This window comes from Nocardia sp. NPDC004260 (genome assembly GCF_053603155.1).
This window is the reverse complement of sequence record NZ_JBSGEZ010000016.1, coordinates 39,134-53,554: the sequence shown is the minus strand read 5'-3', so window position 1 is coordinate 53,554 and position 14,421 is coordinate 39,134. Positions and strand designations below refer to the sequence as shown.

The window sequence follows — 14,421 nt, the reverse complement described above, 5'->3', positions numbered from 1 at the left end:
TTACCAGACGTATCCCAAATTCCGTGCGCCCGGGTGCTGGCACACCACGAAATCCGCGCGTCGATTCGCGCAGGCGCGCGCGACGTGTGAAGAATGCTCGCAATCACGAAAGTAATTGTCCGCCTGGGGATAACGCGCCATATGGAGCGGACGGGGATGACTGGAGAAATAGCGGTGGTACTGCTGTGGGTGGTGATCGTTGCCATCGTCGTGGTTCTGCTCGGCGGTGCGGCCGCGGCAATGGTGTGGGATCCGAGTCCCCGCCGGAAAGCCCGGGCGACCGAGCGGGGCGCAGCGCTGCCGTTGGCGGGCATGCCATCGCCGCGCGACGGGTGGCCCCGGCGATCTTGACACTTCGCCCCGCCGCGAGCCGTTCCTTCTAGTCCGCCGAGCCGATCGGCCCGACCCGCCGCCGCGGCCCGCGATGTTGCCAAACAGTTGCCAACCGTTTGGCATGTCCCGCTTCACGACGTAGGCGCACCGGGTACGGTGGGCGCTGCGCTGCGCCTCCGCAGGCGTCCGCGTGCGGCACTGGCACCGAGAATCCCGAGACGACGGAGGTGCGGCAGTGACAGGCTCAGGAATCGCGCCCGAGCCGTGGCCGGCGTTGCGCGTCGATGACTGGACTCCCACGCGGGAGACGCTGCACATGTGGACGCAGATCGTCGGCAAGATCAGGCTCTCGTACGCCCCGCTGGTCAACCATTGGTGGCAGGTCACCTTCTACGTCAGCCCGAGAGGGCTCACCACCTCCGCCATTCCGCACCCGGCGGGATGCTTCGATATGGAATTCGATTTCCTCGATCATCGACTACACATCCGGTCCAGCGACGGCCGCGACCGGCAGGTCGCGCTGGAACCCAAACCGGTGGCGGCTTTCTACGCCGAAACCGTCGCGGCGCTAGAGGAACTCGGGATTCCGGCGCGAATCGAGGCCAAGCCCAACGAGGTCGAACTCGCCATCCCGTTCGCCGACGACTACGAACATCGCTCCTACGACGCCGCGGCCGCCACCTTGTTCTGGCGGCAACTGCTGGTCGCCGACCGGGTCATGCACGAATTCCGTGCGCGCTTCATCGGGAAAGTGAGTCCGGTGCACTTCTTCTGGGGCGCGATGGACTTGGCGTGCACCCGTTTCTCGGGGCGGGCGGCTCCACGACACCCGGGTGGCGCGCCGAACTGTGGCGACTGGGTCATGGTCGAGGGCTACTCGCACGAACTGAGCAGTTGTGGCTTCTGGCCGGGCGGCGGGTCGGAGGGCGCCTTCTACGCCTACGCGTACCCGGAGCCCGCGGGGTTCGCCGAGCACCCGGTCGATCCGCGAGAAGCCTTCTACAGCCGGGAGAACGGCCAGTTCCTCCTGCCGTACGAGGCCGTTCGCACGGCCCCCGCCCCGGAACGCGCGCTGCTCGAATTCCTCGAGACGACCTACGAGGCCGCTGCCGATCCGGGCCACTGGGACCGCGCCGCCCTGGAAGCCGACCCGGACCGCTGGAAGCACAAGCGCCGAGCGCACGAGACGGGCACGCCACGGCCGGCCGAGTGATCCGGCATGGCGCCGCGCGTGACCGATTCCTTCGGGGCGAGGGCTTGACGCCCGCCTTCGACGGCCCGTCAGGACAGCAGGGGATCCACCGTTGAGTGACCTGTACAACGGCACGTTGACCAGGTTAGAGATCCTCAGTCGCCAAGGCCACTTGATCCAAAAGCCGCTGTTCACAGGCCATTCCGCAACCCTTATCTTCCCATCATTGGGAACCCGCTATCTGATGGATCACCAATGAATGTATCGTTATATGACGGCACGTTAATCGACGGGATGAAACTAATGCACAACACGAGCAGGCGCGTGACAGTGCGTCGAGTGGTGGCCTCGGCGCTGATCGGCGGAGCGGTCGTCATGGCGGCGGCAGTCGCTTCGCCCGAAACCACGGTGACCACCACAGCCGACCGGTACTCCCACAACCCCGCCGACAAGCGCGGTTCCGGAGTGGGAGAGCGCGCCCGGAGCAGCAACCACGGCGGATACCAAGGGCGCAACGAGCGCCCGTGCCAGTACACCCCCGAGGGTTACTGCACCGGAGGGCGTTGATACCCATACCGGCGGCGAGCCGGATCGCCCGGGCGGCCCGAACGGGCCGCCCGTCCGCGTGCGATCAGCCCTCGGCCGGACCGTAGGACAGGTGGACGACGCCATTGGCGTAGACCTCGTGCTCTTTGAGCGCGAGCTTGGTCGCGTCGACGCCGTCGCTCCACAAGCGCTTGCCCTTCCCGAGTGCGATCGGGTAGACGAACAGGTGCAGATCGTCGATCAAGCCGTCGGCGAGCAACGCCCGCACCAGTGTGCCGCTGCCGCTGATGTAGATCACGCCGTCGATCTCGTCCTTCAGCTTGCGGATGACCTCCGCGTCGTAGGCGCCGACGCGGGTGCTGTTGGCCCACTCCACCTGCGGCTCGCTCGCACCGACGACGTATTTCGTCGTGTCGTTGAAGAACGGCGCCCCCGGGTCGTCCTCGACGGTGCGGGTCGACCAGGCCGGTGCGAACATCTCGAAAGTGGTGCGGCCCAACAGGATCGCCTTGGACGCCGAGGTGATCGCCCCGAGAGTCTCCCCCATCTTCGGGTCGAACCCGTACTCGAAGGTCCAGGACGGATCCTCGTACACGCCGTCGAGGGCGATGAACTCGTGGACTGCGATGGTTCCCATGGTTTTCCTTTCATCGGGTGCGGCGGTCGCCGGGTGCGGCCCGGTGCCGCTGTCGACAACGACTCTGCTGGCCGCGCCTTACGGTTTGTTTACGGTCGGTCCGTCGTTTCGGACGAGCCGGGTGTTCGAGGTTGCTTTCTACCGCACGAACGGCGTTTCGGCCCGCGCCTGGCGCAAGGCGCGCGCCCACCACATGAGCTGGTCCAGCGTGGCGTCGACGGCCTCGTCGAGTTCCGCGTCGCGGCGCGGCCAGCTGCCGTCGCTCGCGAAGCGCTGCCAGACCTTGGTCACGGTGACCGTGCGGCGGATGGGGACCGCGTTCAGTTCGCCGAAGACGGGACGCAACTGGGCGGCGGCGTGACCGCCGTCGGCGTCGCCGCCGTATCCCACCACCGTCACCGGTTTGGCGGCCCACTCCACGTCGAACCAGTCGACGGCATTCTTCACCGCGGCCGGAAAGCTCCGGTTGTACTCCGGAGTGACCAGGACGAACGCGTCCGCGGCGGCCAGCCGTTCGCCGAGCGCGCGGACGGCGGGCGGTAGCGGCTCGTCGGGATCGGGTAATCGATCGGGCAACCCGGTCTCCGCGAGATCGATCCGGTCCACATCGATATCGCGGCGGCGGCCCAGCCGCCCGGCGAACCAATCCGCCACTGTGGGGCCGAAGCGACCTGTGCGGGTGCTGCCCACGATCAGCGCCACCCGTACCCGGCGGGGTCCCCTCATCGCACGTCCCGCACCGGTGGCGCATCGGCTCCCGGCCCCGTGTGTCGATCGGCGTCGCACGGCACCCCTTGCTGTCCGGGTACCGGGTGCACCCTGCGGTCCGCGCGCGGTCTGTTCAGGCAGGCAGACGCCTCCTCGATAGGAGTCTCACCACAGCTGATTCGACGTGCGGTAGTCGTGATGAGTGGCATGTCGCGCTTTCCTTCCACGAGTTCGGCCTTCGGCGTTCTCATCGTGGGCGCGCCACCTTCCGATTTGTTTGCGGTCACCTTCCGCCGCCGCTCGCATAGGCTGCCCCAATGCGTTTCGGGGTGCTGGGTCCGTTGACGGTATGGACGGATGCGGGCGCCGTAGTGCCGATTCCGGGGGCCAAGGTGCGTGCACTGCTGGCCGACCTGCTGGTCACGCCCGGCCAACCGGTATCCGGCGACCGGCTGATCGATGACATCTGGACCGACGCCCCGCCGGGCAATCCGGCGGGCACGCTGGCGGCGAAGGCCTCGCAACTGCGCAGGGCGTTGGAAGACGCCGAACCCGGCGGCCGGGACCTCGTGGTGTCGCCACCGCCCGGATATCGGCTGGCCGCCTCCGACACCGACGCGCAGGAGTTCCGCGCATTGGTGGCGTCCGCGCGAGCGACGGCCGACACCGCCGAACGGGCCCGGGCGCTCGCCGCGGCGGTCGCACTCTGGCGCGGGCCCGCGTTCGCCGATTTCCGGGACGCGGCATTCGCCCAGCCCGCCATCGCGCAACTCGAAGAGCAGCGCTTGGTGGCGGTGGAGGAACTGGCGGAGGCGCGGCTGACGCTGGGCGAGTACCGCGAAGTGGCCGGAGAGCTCAGCGAAGTCGTGACGGCGCATCCGCTGCGCGAGCGGCTGCGCGCGGCCCACCTGCGCGCGTTGTACGGTGCGGGAAGGCAGGCCGAGGCGCTGGACGGTTACGAGGATCTGCGCAGGCACCTCGCCGACGAACTCGGCATCGACCCGAGCCCGGAGCTGGTCGCGTTGCAGCGCGCGCTCCTGGCCCAGGATCTGCCGCAGGCCGCGCCACCGGAGATCGTGGTCGCCCGGCGGCGCAGCTCGAACATTCCGGCGCAGCGCACCGAGCTGATCGGCCGCGACAGCGACCTCGCGCAGTTGTGCGACGCCGTCGAGAACGCCAGGCTGGTCACGCTCACCGGGCCCGGCGGCGTGGGCAAGTCGCGCTTGTCGCTCGCCGCCGCGGCGGCGCTGCCCCAGCGATTCGCCAACGGCACCTGGCTGGTGGAACTGGCCGCGCTGCAACCGACCGCGACCGATGCCGCCACGTTCCTCGCCGACGCCGTGGCCGGTGTGCTCGGCATCCGCGCCGCCGACGGCGCCGACATCACCGCGTCGTTGTGCGAGGCGCTGGCCGAACAGGAACTGCTGCTTGTCCTGGACAATTGCGAGCACGTGGTGGATCGCGCCGCCGATCTGGCCGAGACGCTGCTCGGCGCGGCTCCCCGGCTGCGCATCCTGGCCACCAGCCGGGAACCGCTGCGGCTGCCCGGTGAGGACGTCGTCGCGCTGCAACCCCTGGATGTGCCGGCGCGGGACGCGGCGTTCGACGAGATCGCCCGAGCGGGAGCGGTGCGGCTGTTCGTATCCCGGGCGCGCGCGGGCGCCCGGGATTTCGCGCTCGACGCCGACACCGCCACGTCGGTCGCGACGCTGTGCCGCAGGCTCGACGGCATACCGCTGGCATTGGAACTCGCCGCCACCCGAGTACGCGCGCTGGGCGTGCACGAGATCGTCGCCCGGCTCGACGACCGCTTCAAGCTCCTGGCCACCGGGCATCGCGGCGTGCCGCCGCGGCAGCAGACGCTGGCGGCGATGATCGACTGGAGCTGGGGACTGCTGGACGCGACCGAGCAGGCGGTGTTGCGCAGGCTCGCGGTGCACACGGGCGGCTGCACCCTGGCGGCCGCGGAGGCAGTGTGCTCGGCGGGCGCCGAGCCCGCGGTGGACGCGTCGCTCGTCGCCGACGTGATCGGCAGGCTGGTCGACCGGTCGTTGGTGCACCCGGCGGGACAGCGCTACCGCTTGCTGGAATCGGTGGCCGCGTTCAGTCTCGACCGGCTGGCCGATGCGGGGGAGTTCGACGCGGTGCACCTCGCCCACCATCGGTACCACCTGGGGCTGGCCGAGCGCGCCGAGCCCGAGCTGTACGGCGCCGACCAGCGTCGCTGGTTGCGTCGGCTGGACGACGAATCGGCCGATCTACGCGCGGCGCTGGACGGTTTCGTGCGCGCGGGCGACGCGGATCAGGCCCTACGGCTGGTGAACGCGCTCGCCTGGTACTGGCAGCTGCGCGGCAGGCCGACCGAGGCGCGGCGCTGGCTGGACGCCGCGCTGGCGCTCGGCGGCTCGCCGCGGCACCGGGCGCGGGCGCTGGCGTGGAGCGTCGGATTCGCGTTCCAGCAAGGCGATTTCGAGGACGGTTCGGCCAAGCGCGCCGCCGTGTTCGATCTGTACGACATGGTCGACGATCCGGCCGGGCGGGCGCGCGCGGAACTCTTCCTCGGCTTCTCCGCACTGGACTCCGGTGACGTGCAGGAGTTGGAAGAGCTGCTGCGCAAAGCGCTTCCCGTCTGCACCGATCTCGGCGACCGCTGGGGTGTGGCCTCCGCGCACGTGGCGCTGGCCAAGGCGGCCCACAATCGGGTCGATCTCCCGGCGCTGGAGCGGCACGCCCGCACGGCTGCCCGGCTGTTCGCCGAACTCGACGACCGCTGGGGCAGGCTCCAGGCCGCCGAATGGCTCGGCGGCCTGGCCGAACTCACCGGCGATCTGACCTCCGCCGCCGATATCCACGCCGAAGCACTCGGCTTGGCGCAGGAGCTGGAGCTGTGGGGGCAGGCGTGCACCCATCTGTGCTGGCTGGGCTGGATCGCCATGCAGCACACCGATTTCGGCCGGGCGCGGGCGCTCGGCGAACAGGCACAGCGCATCGCGGCCGAACACGGGTACGAGCCGGGCCGGTTGTTCGCCGCGCTCGTGCTCGCTTTCACCGCGCGCCGCGACGGCCGAACCGATGCCGCCGAGCGGATTCTGCGCGAACTACTCGCCCTCCCGCTGGCCGCGGGTGAGGAGACGCCGCTGTTCCTGCCGATGCTGCAGGTCGAGCTGGGCTACATCCTGGAACAGCGCGGCGAACCGAGCGCCGCGTTCGACCTCTATCTGACCGCGTTCGACGGCGCGCAACGCATCGGCGCACCACGCGACACCGCCTTCGCCCTTGCCGCGCTCGCCTCGGCGCTCACCGAACTGGGCCTGCCGGAGATCGCGGCACAGCTGCTCGGCTCGGCGGCGGCGGTACGCGAGGCGAACGGCATCGCGCTGCTTCCGGCCGAACGCCCCGACATCGACCGTCCGGCGAACCGCGCCACCATGGCGCTCGGCGAGCACGCCTTCACCGAGCGCCACGCCGCGGGAACGCGGTCAACTCCACTCCAGGCGCGCGAGCTGGCGGCCCGCGCGGTTCGGGTCAGCCGACGATCGAGTTCATGATCGTGCCCGCGCTCGTGGCCACCGCGCCACCGGCCATCGCGCTGGCGACCATCTTCGGCGACTGCAGGGTGCCGCCGTTCCATTTCTCCCACGCGAACCTTCCCCCGCCGTAAGTGATCGCCGTGATGCCGGACAGCTGCACCAACCAGGTGAAGTAGCGCCCCATCTGCATCAGTTTGTCCGCCAGCGGCGGCTCTTCGGGGGTCGGATTGTCGAATTGCTGCGCGATCACGGTGTCGTGCAGCGCGGCGAGAATCATGCTCACGTTCGTGCTCCTTTTCGCATGCCGAGGTGATGCCGGAGACAATCGAGAGAGAGAAAGAGCTGCGCTACCGAGACGTTCGGCGCGCCACGGGCACTGCGACGCCCACGGCCGCCGTTCCGGCGGTTCCGCGTCGTGATCGTATCCCGTTTGCCGGATGATTGCCGGAAAACGCGTGACAAGATCGATTAGACCGCATGGCGAAGGGGTGTTCCGCGCGACACACCGTCGTGCGCATGACTCAACTCACAGCCCTTCCCCGTGCCGGAGAAGGCTGCGACCTCTAGGATTTCACTAGGTGCAGGGGCTGATATGACGTCGGTGCAGTGCGGCGCCGAACCTTCCGCTGAGATCACCGTGACCGCGGGGAGGGCACAATGCACACCGCTTTCTTGATTCCACTGCTCATCACACTATTGATCGTCACGGCGACGGCCGTTGTGGCCGGTTACGCCACCGTCGTCGCAGCCTATTGGTTCGAGCTGCGCTCCACCGAAAGGCACGGCGGCCGTCCGGATATCTCGCCGCGCTGACCTTCCCCGGACAACCGAATGGGCCGGGGATCGCCGCGACACCCCGGCCCGTCCGTTTTCTCCGATTACGCCGTTACGCCGGATTCGGCGCGCACCGTCTCGCCGATCCACGGCACGACCGCGTCCCGGACCCGTACCGTCCGCGGCAGCAGGTCGTTGGCGGCCAGGAGATCGGCCGCGTGCTGCTGTTCGTCCAGGAAGTCCTCGGAAACGGGTTCGACACCGAAGGGCCTGCCGCGCAGCGCGGCTTCCCACGCGTCCAGGCTCGCCTTCCCGCCGCGAGCCACCACGTCGTCCACGAAGTACTGGGCGGCCGCGCGCGGGTTCGCCTTGATCCACGCGTCCGACTGTTGCAGAGCCGTGATGATCGCCGTCAGCGCCTCGCGGTTGCCTTCGGCGAAGTCCCGGCGGGTGAACCACAACGAGGGGTGGCTGAACAGCGATTCGGTGTCCACGAGAGTGCGCAGGTCGGCGGCCGCCTCGACCGCGGCCAGACCCGGATACGCGCCGACCCAGGCGTCGAGGTCGCCGCGCAGCAGAGCCGCGCCGCCGTCGTGCACGTCGACGTCCACCGGCTCGATGTCCTTCCAGGCCAGGCCCGCCTGGTCCAGCGCGAACAGCGCGAGCGTGGTCTGCCAGGAACCGTGCGCGATGCCGACCCGCTTACCCTTCAGATCCAGCACCGTCTCGATGCCGGAATCGGCCTTGGCGACCAGGCGGCCGTTCTCCACCCGCGGCCCGGAGATGCCGACGTAGACGATGTCGCGGCCGTTGGCGAGCGCGGTCACCGGCGGCGTGAAGCCGGTGCCGATGAAGTCGTAGCCGCCGTCGAACAGATGATCCGAATGCAGCGACGGCAGTCCGTGCTTGGGGTCGACCGGAGCCGGGCGCGGCAGCTCGCGCAGGTCGACCCATTCCACGTCGGGCAGCAGGTTTTCCAGGATGCCACGGTGGCGCAGGACGAACAGGGAGTTGTTGTGCGGGAAGTAACCGACACGAATGGTCATGATCGCTCCTCGATCTCGATGTGCGGGGCCGGTCAGATCAGGCCGTGGCGGCGCGCCTCGTCGGCGAGACCGGTGCGGCCCCACTGCACCGCGAGGTTGGACGGGTCGAATTCGACCGAGCCGCCGAGAGTTTCGGCGATCGCCTGATATTGCGCGCCCTCCTCCAGCAGCACCACGAACTTCGCCAGCTCCAGCAGTCCCGCGCGTCCGATGACGTTCGCGCCGCCGTTGGCCTCGAAGATCGCGACCAGATCCGGGTCGTCGACCAGCTTGGACAGGATGAAATCGCCCGCGCCGATGCTGCGGTCGATGTGCGGCGGAACGGCCCGGGACAGGGTGAGCCGCTGCGCGGCCGCGTAGCGGATCGGCAGCGTGCGATGGGTCTGCGCCCATCCACCGAGCCACGGCGTGTGGATGTGCACCACGGAGGTGATCTCCGGATGCGCCCGGAACACCTTCGCGTACCCGGTGACGAATCCCGCGGAGCCGGTCCCGGACAGCACCTCGCCGTCGAAGGTGGCGACCACCGGCGCGACGGTGCGGTCATCGGCCCACGGGCCCGGTTCGTTCAGGGCGACGGCGATCTCCTCGCCGGGCACTCGCTCCACGAAATTGACGGTGCCATTGCCCGCGACGGTGCCGGTCTCCCGGAACACCCGGAATGCCTTCTCGGCGTCGCGAACAGCGGCGGCGACGAAAGCGGTGACGGACTCCGGCAACCGGGTCTCGGTGGTGGTCATGGTCTCTCCTGAATCTATCGAGCGGGGGAAAGGGATGCCGCGGCGGCGGACGCGGTGAGCCGGGATCGGCCGAGCAGCGGGAGCACCTCTTCGCCGACGCGGTAGGCCTCCTCGAGATGCGGGTTGCCCGCGAGGATGAACGCGTCGACGCCGAGAGCGATCAGCTCGTCGAGCCGCTGCGCCACCTGTTCGTAGCTGCCGACCAGGCCGAACGCGGGACCGCCTCGGATCAGGCTGAATCCGCACCAGACGTTGGGTTGGACCTCGAGGTCCCGGTAGCCGGTGATGGTCTCGGGCACCCAGCCCTGGATGCGGGCGGCCCCGACCGAATCGCCCTTGGCGGCGCGCTCGGCCGCGCCACGGTCGACGAAAGCCCAGCCCTTCTCGATCTCCGCCCAGGCCGCTTCCTCGGTGTGCCGGGCCAGGACGTCGATGCGGACGGCGAATTTCGGTGTACGGCCCATGGTTTCGGCGTTCGCGCGCACGCCGTCGAACTTGGCGCGCAGATCGGCGAACGGCTCCAGCCAGGACAGGTAGTAGTCGGCGTGTCTGCCCGCGGCGTGCACCGCGGCGGCGGACGACCCCGAGAAGTACACCTCGGGGAAAGGCTGACCGGCGATGCCCGGCGCGAGCGCCGCACCCTCGGTGCGGAAGAACCGGCCGTTGTGGTCGTAGGGCTCGCCGTCCCACACGCCGCGCAGCACGTCGAGGAATTCGCTGGTGCGGGCATAGCGGTCGTCGTGGGCGACCTTGTCGCCCCACCACAGCTGGGCGGGCCCGCCGCCGCCGCTGATGATGTTGTAGACCAACCGGCCGCCGGTCGCGCGCTGCAGGCTCGCCGACATCCGCGCGGCCTGCACCGGATGCAGGAAGCCGGGCTGGAAGGCGACCATGAACCGGTAGGTGGTGGTCTCCCTGGCCAGGGCCGCCGCGACCGCCCACGGGTCGTCGGTCACGGGGAACGACGGCAGCAGGCCGCCGAGGAATCCGGCCGATTCGGAAGCCTTGGCGACCGCGGCCATATGGTCGATGTAGCCGTAGCCGTCGAGGGCGCCGTCGCGGATGGCCGGTGCGATATTGCCCGGCCCGTAACCGTTGGCGTGGCCGCGGTTGTAGCGGCGCGGCGTGCGCAGCGACGCGTGGTCGCCTTCCATGCCGATGCGCCAGTAGATGTCGATGGTCATGCGGTTGCCTCCTGCGCGGTCAGCGTGCGGCCGGCCGGGTCGGCGCGGAACAACAGGTGTTCGCCCGCGCGGTGCAGTTCCTCGATGTGCGGGTGTCCGAGAGCACCACGCTGTCGACGCCCGCCGCCACATAGGACGAAAGATGTTGCGCTATTTGCTCATAGCTGCCGACGAGGCCGATGTTCGCGGCGTATCCGAGTTCGGCGAACCCCGCCCAGCGGCCGTCGCCCAGATCGTGTTGCCGCGCGCCGGTACCGTCCGGGCGCACCTCGCGCCACTGACGTTCGACGCGGGCCCACGCCTCGTCCTCGGTTTCCCGCGCGACGACCGGCAGCTCCAGTCCGGCGCGCACCGCGCGTCCCGCCGCCGTCGCACGTTCGCGCAGGTCGGCGATAGCGGTATCCACGCCCGCCGCGGTCTCGGTGAAGACGTGCACGTCTCCGTGCTGGGCCGACAGCTCGAGCGCCGCCGCGGAATCACCGGACAGGTAGACCGTCGGGAACGGCAGCCCGGAGAGGATGCCGCGGAAACCGCCGTCGATCACGTCGTAATACGTGCCCTCGTAGTGGAATCCGGTACCGGCGAATCCCGCCGACGGCACCGGAGCGTCGTTCCATACGCCACGGGCGACGGTCAGGAACTCCGCGGCCCTGGCGTAGCGGTCGTCACCGGTGACGCGATCACCGCGTGCTCGCGCGTCGTCGGGATCGGTGTCCAGGGCCAGCTGCCAGGCCAGGCGACCACCCGAAATGCGTTGTAGGGTGGCCGACATCTTCGCGGCATAGACCGGAGTGCCGAAAGCGGGCTCGAATTCGACGACGACGCGCGAGTACCGCGTGCCGCGCAGCGCGCCGCCCGCCACGATCCACGATTCCTCGCCGTGCGGATCGTAGGGCGCGAGCACGCCGTCCAGCCCGGTCAATTCGGCGGCGTCGATGATCTGGACGAGGTCGTCGAACGGACCGAATCGCCCCGGACGCAGGTCGGTCACCGGCGTCACCGGCGCGGGCCCGCCGAATCCGCCGCGGTTGCGTCGATCCCGGCTGGCGTGGCGGCCGTCTCCACGGGAAGGCAAGCGCCACAGGAACTCCGTCATGCGGGGACCTTCCCGGACTCGACGATCTCCCTGGCCCGGGCCAGCGGCTCGGGCGCGACCCAGGAATCCAGGTCGAAGTCGGCGGCGAGGAATCCATGCGTGTAGAGGAATTGCTTCTGTACGCCGATCAGCTCGATCCGCTCGTCCGACAACGAGGGGTGCAGATCCCGGTGGAAGTTCTCGCCGTACGCCGCGACGACCCCCTCCGGACCGGACAGTGTTTCCCGCTGGAGCACGTCCCGCACTCCGCTCAGATTGCCCGCGGCCCAGTCCGCCGCGCGCAGGCTCTGCGCGAGGAACTCGACGACCACCTCCGGACGCGCCTGGAGTAGCTCCTCGTGCACGGTGATGGGGCGTGGCGTGCCGTTGTTGACCCGGAAGCGTTTGGCCTCGGTGGCGTCCAGGTCCACCGCGACGCGCAGGCCGTGCTCCCTGGCGACCTCTTGCGCCCGGGCACCCTTGACATAGATGGCGTCCACCTCGCCGCGCAGCAACTCCTCGACGCCCCAGGTGACCACGCGGCGATTCGCCTGGACCTCCGTGCGCACCTGCGGGTTCCGCTCGACGCCGATCTCGGTCACGCGGACGTCGGCGAGCGTGTGTCCACCGAGACGCAGCGCGTTCGCGAAACCGTGCAAGGCCATCGCGCGGGGAAAGCTGCGCGGCTGGTCCCGCGCCCACGCCGGGACGCCGATGCGCAGACCGGCCAGCTCGGCGGGGCCCCCGACGGTGGATTCCGGACCGACCAGAATGGCTTGCCCCTCATCGATCCAGGTCAGTCCGATCAACCGGGTCGGCGAGCTCTGGGCGCGCGCCGCCAGGGCCGGAACGTTGCCGCCCTCGCGGATCAGCCCGGACAGGTCGTGCAGGAAATGGTGGCCGGCCAATTCCGGCCCGGCGTCCTGCAGGACGCCGAACTCGAGCCCGGCCCGGGTGGCGGCGTCGCCGAGCCAGCCGAGGCTGTGCGCGAGCCCGCTCGCGGTGGGCACGGGGCAGCGGGTGTACCAGAGGGTGTCGGTCATGAGGCACTCCTTGGAGCGGACGTGGTGCTACCCACGCCGAGCCGGCTGAGGAAAAGTGATCGGAAATGCAGGGTTTCGGGGTCGGCGCGGTCGCGCGGACGGGCCACGTCGATGTCGACGTCCACGGCGAAGCGCCCTTTGTCCAGGATCAGTACCCGGTCGGCCAGGCGGATCGCCTCGTCGACGTCGTGGGTCACCATGAGCACCGCGGGGCGGTGCCGGGCCACCAGATCGCCCACCAGGTCCTGCATCTGCAGGCGGGTCAGCGCGTCCAGCGCCGCGAACGGCTCGTCGAGCAGCAGCAATTCCGGTTCGCGAACCAGGGCGCGTGCCAGCGCCGCGCGCTGCGCCTCGCCGCCGGAGAGCGTGGCGGGCCATTGCCTGGCTTTGCCGTCGAGGTTGACCTCGGCCAGTGCGCGTAACCCGGCTTCGCGGTTGTGCCGGGAACGCCGCTGTCCGACGATCACGTTCGCCAGCACCCGTTTCGAGGGGATCAGCCGCGGCTCCTGGTAGACGGTGGTGCGCCGCGCCGGGACGAGCACCTGTCCCGCGTCCGGAGCCTCCAGTCCGGTGAGCAGGCGCAGCAGCGTGGTCTTGCCGGTCCCGCTGGGCCCGAGCAGGACGACGAACTCGCCGCGCCGGATGGTGAGGTCGACGCCGTCGAGCACGGTCTTGGCGCCGAACGACTTGCGCAGGCCGGTGATCGAGACGGCGACCGGCTCCTCCCCGGCGGGTGCGGCGACCACCTCGGCCGCAGATTCGGTAATGGTGGTCATCGGATCGCCACCTGTCCGCGCCATGGCATCGCGAAGCGCTCCGCCACCCGCACCAACCCGTCGAAGACCAGGCCGAGCAGTGCGTACAACACCACGCACAGCACCATGTAGTCGGTGCGGTTGTACTCCTGGGCCAAGGTGACCAGGTAGCCGACGCCCTCCTTGGTGCCGACCTGCTCGGCCGCGATGAGACCGGTGATGCTGATCGACAGGCACACGCGCAGCGCCATCAGCACGCCGGGCAGCGCTGAGGGGAGGATGACCTCCAGCACCAGCCGCGGCCCGATCAGCCCGAAACTGCGGGCGGCCTCGACCATCTTGCGATCGACGTTGCGCACGCCGAGATAGGTGTAGGCGTACATCGGCGCGACCGTCGCGACGGCGATGAGCAGCACCTTGTACAGCTCGTCGATGCCGAACCAGGCGATGAACAGCGGCACCAGCGCCAGGAACGGCACCGCGCGCAGGATCTGCATTGTCGAATCGACCAGTTCTTCACCGAGACTGGACAAACCGGAGACCAACCCCAGCGCCAGCCCGATGGCCACGCCGATCCCGACGCCGAACGCGGCGCGGGTGAACGACGCCACCGCGAAGTCGAACAACTGGCCGGTGCCGAGCAATTCGGTGAACGCCGTCCACACCGCGGGCGGTCCCGCCAGCACGCGCTCGGAGATCGCTCCGCTCGCGGAACCCGCCCACCAGCCCGCCACGATCACTGCCGGGAGCAGGAACCGCAGCGGCACGGAAAACCATGCGGGCCTGCGCTTGCCGACACGCGTGCGGGGCGGGGCGAGCTCGGTGGGGCCCGGCCCGGCCGCCACGACGACCGCCATC

14 protein-coding genes and 1 pseudogene are annotated in these 14,421 nt (G+C 69.7%); 5 read left to right on the top strand and 10 right to left on the bottom strand.

The features are described from left to right. The first annotated feature begins 156 nt into the window (after positions 1 to 156). The 3 genes from ACWEO7_RS12200 to ACWEO7_RS12190 all read left to right on the top strand — a co-directional run bounded on the left by ACWEO7_RS12200 (position 157) and on the right by ACWEO7_RS12190 (position 2,092). The gene (locus ACWEO7_RS12200) at positions 157 to 351 is read left to right on the top strand and encodes a hypothetical protein (protein ID WP_452422976.1); all 195 of its coding nucleotides are present in this window, start codon (positions 157 to 159) and stop codon (positions 349 to 351) included. Between the two features lie 217 nt (positions 352 to 568). Continuing rightward, on the top strand, positions 569 to 1,546 hold the full coding sequence (locus ACWEO7_RS12195; RefSeq protein ID WP_452422974.1) for a DUF5996 family protein: 978 nt from the start codon (positions 569 to 571) through the stop codon (positions 1,544 to 1,546). A 303-nt stretch (positions 1,547 to 1,849) separates the two neighbouring features. Next, positions 1,850 to 2,092, top strand: coding sequence for a hypothetical protein (locus ACWEO7_RS12190; protein ID WP_356965283.1), 243 nt, complete (start codon positions 1,850 to 1,852; stop codon positions 2,090 to 2,092). A 64-nt stretch (positions 2,093 to 2,156) separates the two neighbouring features. On the opposite strand, the gene ACWEO7_RS12185 is transcribed toward ACWEO7_RS12190, so the two are convergent. Together ACWEO7_RS12185 and ACWEO7_RS12180 are read right to left on the bottom strand one after the other, a co-directional pair. Further along, positions 2,157 to 2,708 carry a dihydrofolate reductase family protein gene (locus tag ACWEO7_RS12185; protein ID WP_452422972.1) on the bottom strand — a complete coding sequence of 184 codons (552 nt, stop codon included), beginning with the start codon at positions 2,706 to 2,708 and terminating at the stop codon, positions 2,157 to 2,159. A gap of 138 nt (positions 2,709 to 2,846) precedes the next feature. After that, on the bottom strand, positions 2,847 to 3,434 hold the full coding sequence (locus tag ACWEO7_RS12180) for an NADPH-dependent FMN reductase (protein ID WP_452422970.1): 588 nt from the start codon (positions 3,432 to 3,434) through the stop codon (positions 2,847 to 2,849). 299 nt (positions 3,435 to 3,733) lie between these two features. Between ACWEO7_RS12180 and ACWEO7_RS12175 the strand changes: the two genes are divergently transcribed. Beyond that, complete coding sequence (locus ACWEO7_RS12175) at positions 3,734 to 6,964, top strand: BTAD domain-containing putative transcriptional regulator (protein WP_452422968.1); 3,231 nt, start codon at positions 3,734 to 3,736, stop codon at positions 6,962 to 6,964. On the opposite strand, the gene ACWEO7_RS12170 is transcribed toward ACWEO7_RS12175, so the two are convergent. Then, positions 6,942 to 7,223 carry a hypothetical protein gene (locus ACWEO7_RS12170; protein WP_450023169.1) on the bottom strand — a complete coding sequence of 94 codons (282 nt, stop codon included), beginning with the start codon at positions 7,221 to 7,223 and terminating at the stop codon, positions 6,942 to 6,944. The genes ACWEO7_RS12175 and ACWEO7_RS12170 overlap by 23 nt on opposite strands. 380 nt (positions 7,224 to 7,603) lie before the next feature. On the opposite strand from ACWEO7_RS12170, the gene ACWEO7_RS12165 reads away from it, so the two are divergent. After that, entirely contained in the window at positions 7,604 to 7,759 is a 156-nt protein-coding gene (locus ACWEO7_RS12165; protein ID WP_355080477.1) for a hypothetical protein, read from the top strand. Positions 7,760 to 7,824: 65 nt separating this feature from the next. Here ACWEO7_RS12165 and ACWEO7_RS12160 read toward each other — a convergent pair whose 3' ends face one another. The 7 genes and pseudogenes from ACWEO7_RS12160 to ACWEO7_RS12130 form a co-directional block, all read right to left on the bottom strand. Next, positions 7,825 to 8,766, bottom strand: coding sequence for an ABC transporter substrate-binding protein (locus ACWEO7_RS12160; RefSeq protein ID WP_452422966.1), 942 nt, complete (start codon positions 8,764 to 8,766; stop codon positions 7,825 to 7,827). A gap of 32 nt (positions 8,767 to 8,798) precedes the next feature. Beyond that, a complete protein-coding gene (locus ACWEO7_RS12155; protein ID WP_452422964.1) occupies positions 8,799 to 9,506 on the bottom strand; it encodes a class II aldolase/adducin family protein in 708 nt (235 codons plus the stop codon). 14 nt (positions 9,507 to 9,520) lie between these two features. Next, complete coding sequence (locus ACWEO7_RS12150; protein WP_452422962.1) at positions 9,521 to 10,690, bottom strand: LLM class flavin-dependent oxidoreductase; 1,170 nt, start codon at positions 10,688 to 10,690, stop codon at positions 9,521 to 9,523. After that, positions 10,687 to 11,786 (bottom strand): annotated as a pseudogene (locus tag ACWEO7_RS12145) (LLM class flavin-dependent oxidoreductase). Before ACWEO7_RS12145 ends, ACWEO7_RS12150 begins: the two are co-directional and overlap by 4 nt. After that, positions 11,783 to 12,808 carry an ABC transporter substrate-binding protein gene (locus ACWEO7_RS12140; RefSeq protein ID WP_452422960.1) on the bottom strand — a complete coding sequence of 342 codons (1,026 nt, stop codon included), beginning with the start codon at positions 12,806 to 12,808 and terminating at the stop codon, positions 11,783 to 11,785. Before ACWEO7_RS12140 ends, ACWEO7_RS12145 begins: the two are co-directional and overlap by 4 nt. After that, on the bottom strand, positions 12,805 to 13,584 hold the full coding sequence (locus ACWEO7_RS12135) for an ABC transporter ATP-binding protein (RefSeq protein WP_452422958.1): 780 nt from the start codon (positions 13,582 to 13,584) through the stop codon (positions 12,805 to 12,807). The genes ACWEO7_RS12140 and ACWEO7_RS12135 overlap by 4 nt, the downstream gene beginning before the upstream one ends. Further along, entirely contained in the window at positions 13,581 to 14,420 is an 840-nt protein-coding gene (locus ACWEO7_RS12130) for an ABC transporter permease (RefSeq protein ID WP_452422957.1), read from the bottom strand. Before ACWEO7_RS12130 ends, ACWEO7_RS12135 begins: the two co-directional genes overlap by 4 nt. Between the last annotated feature and the right edge of the window lies 1 nt (position 14,421).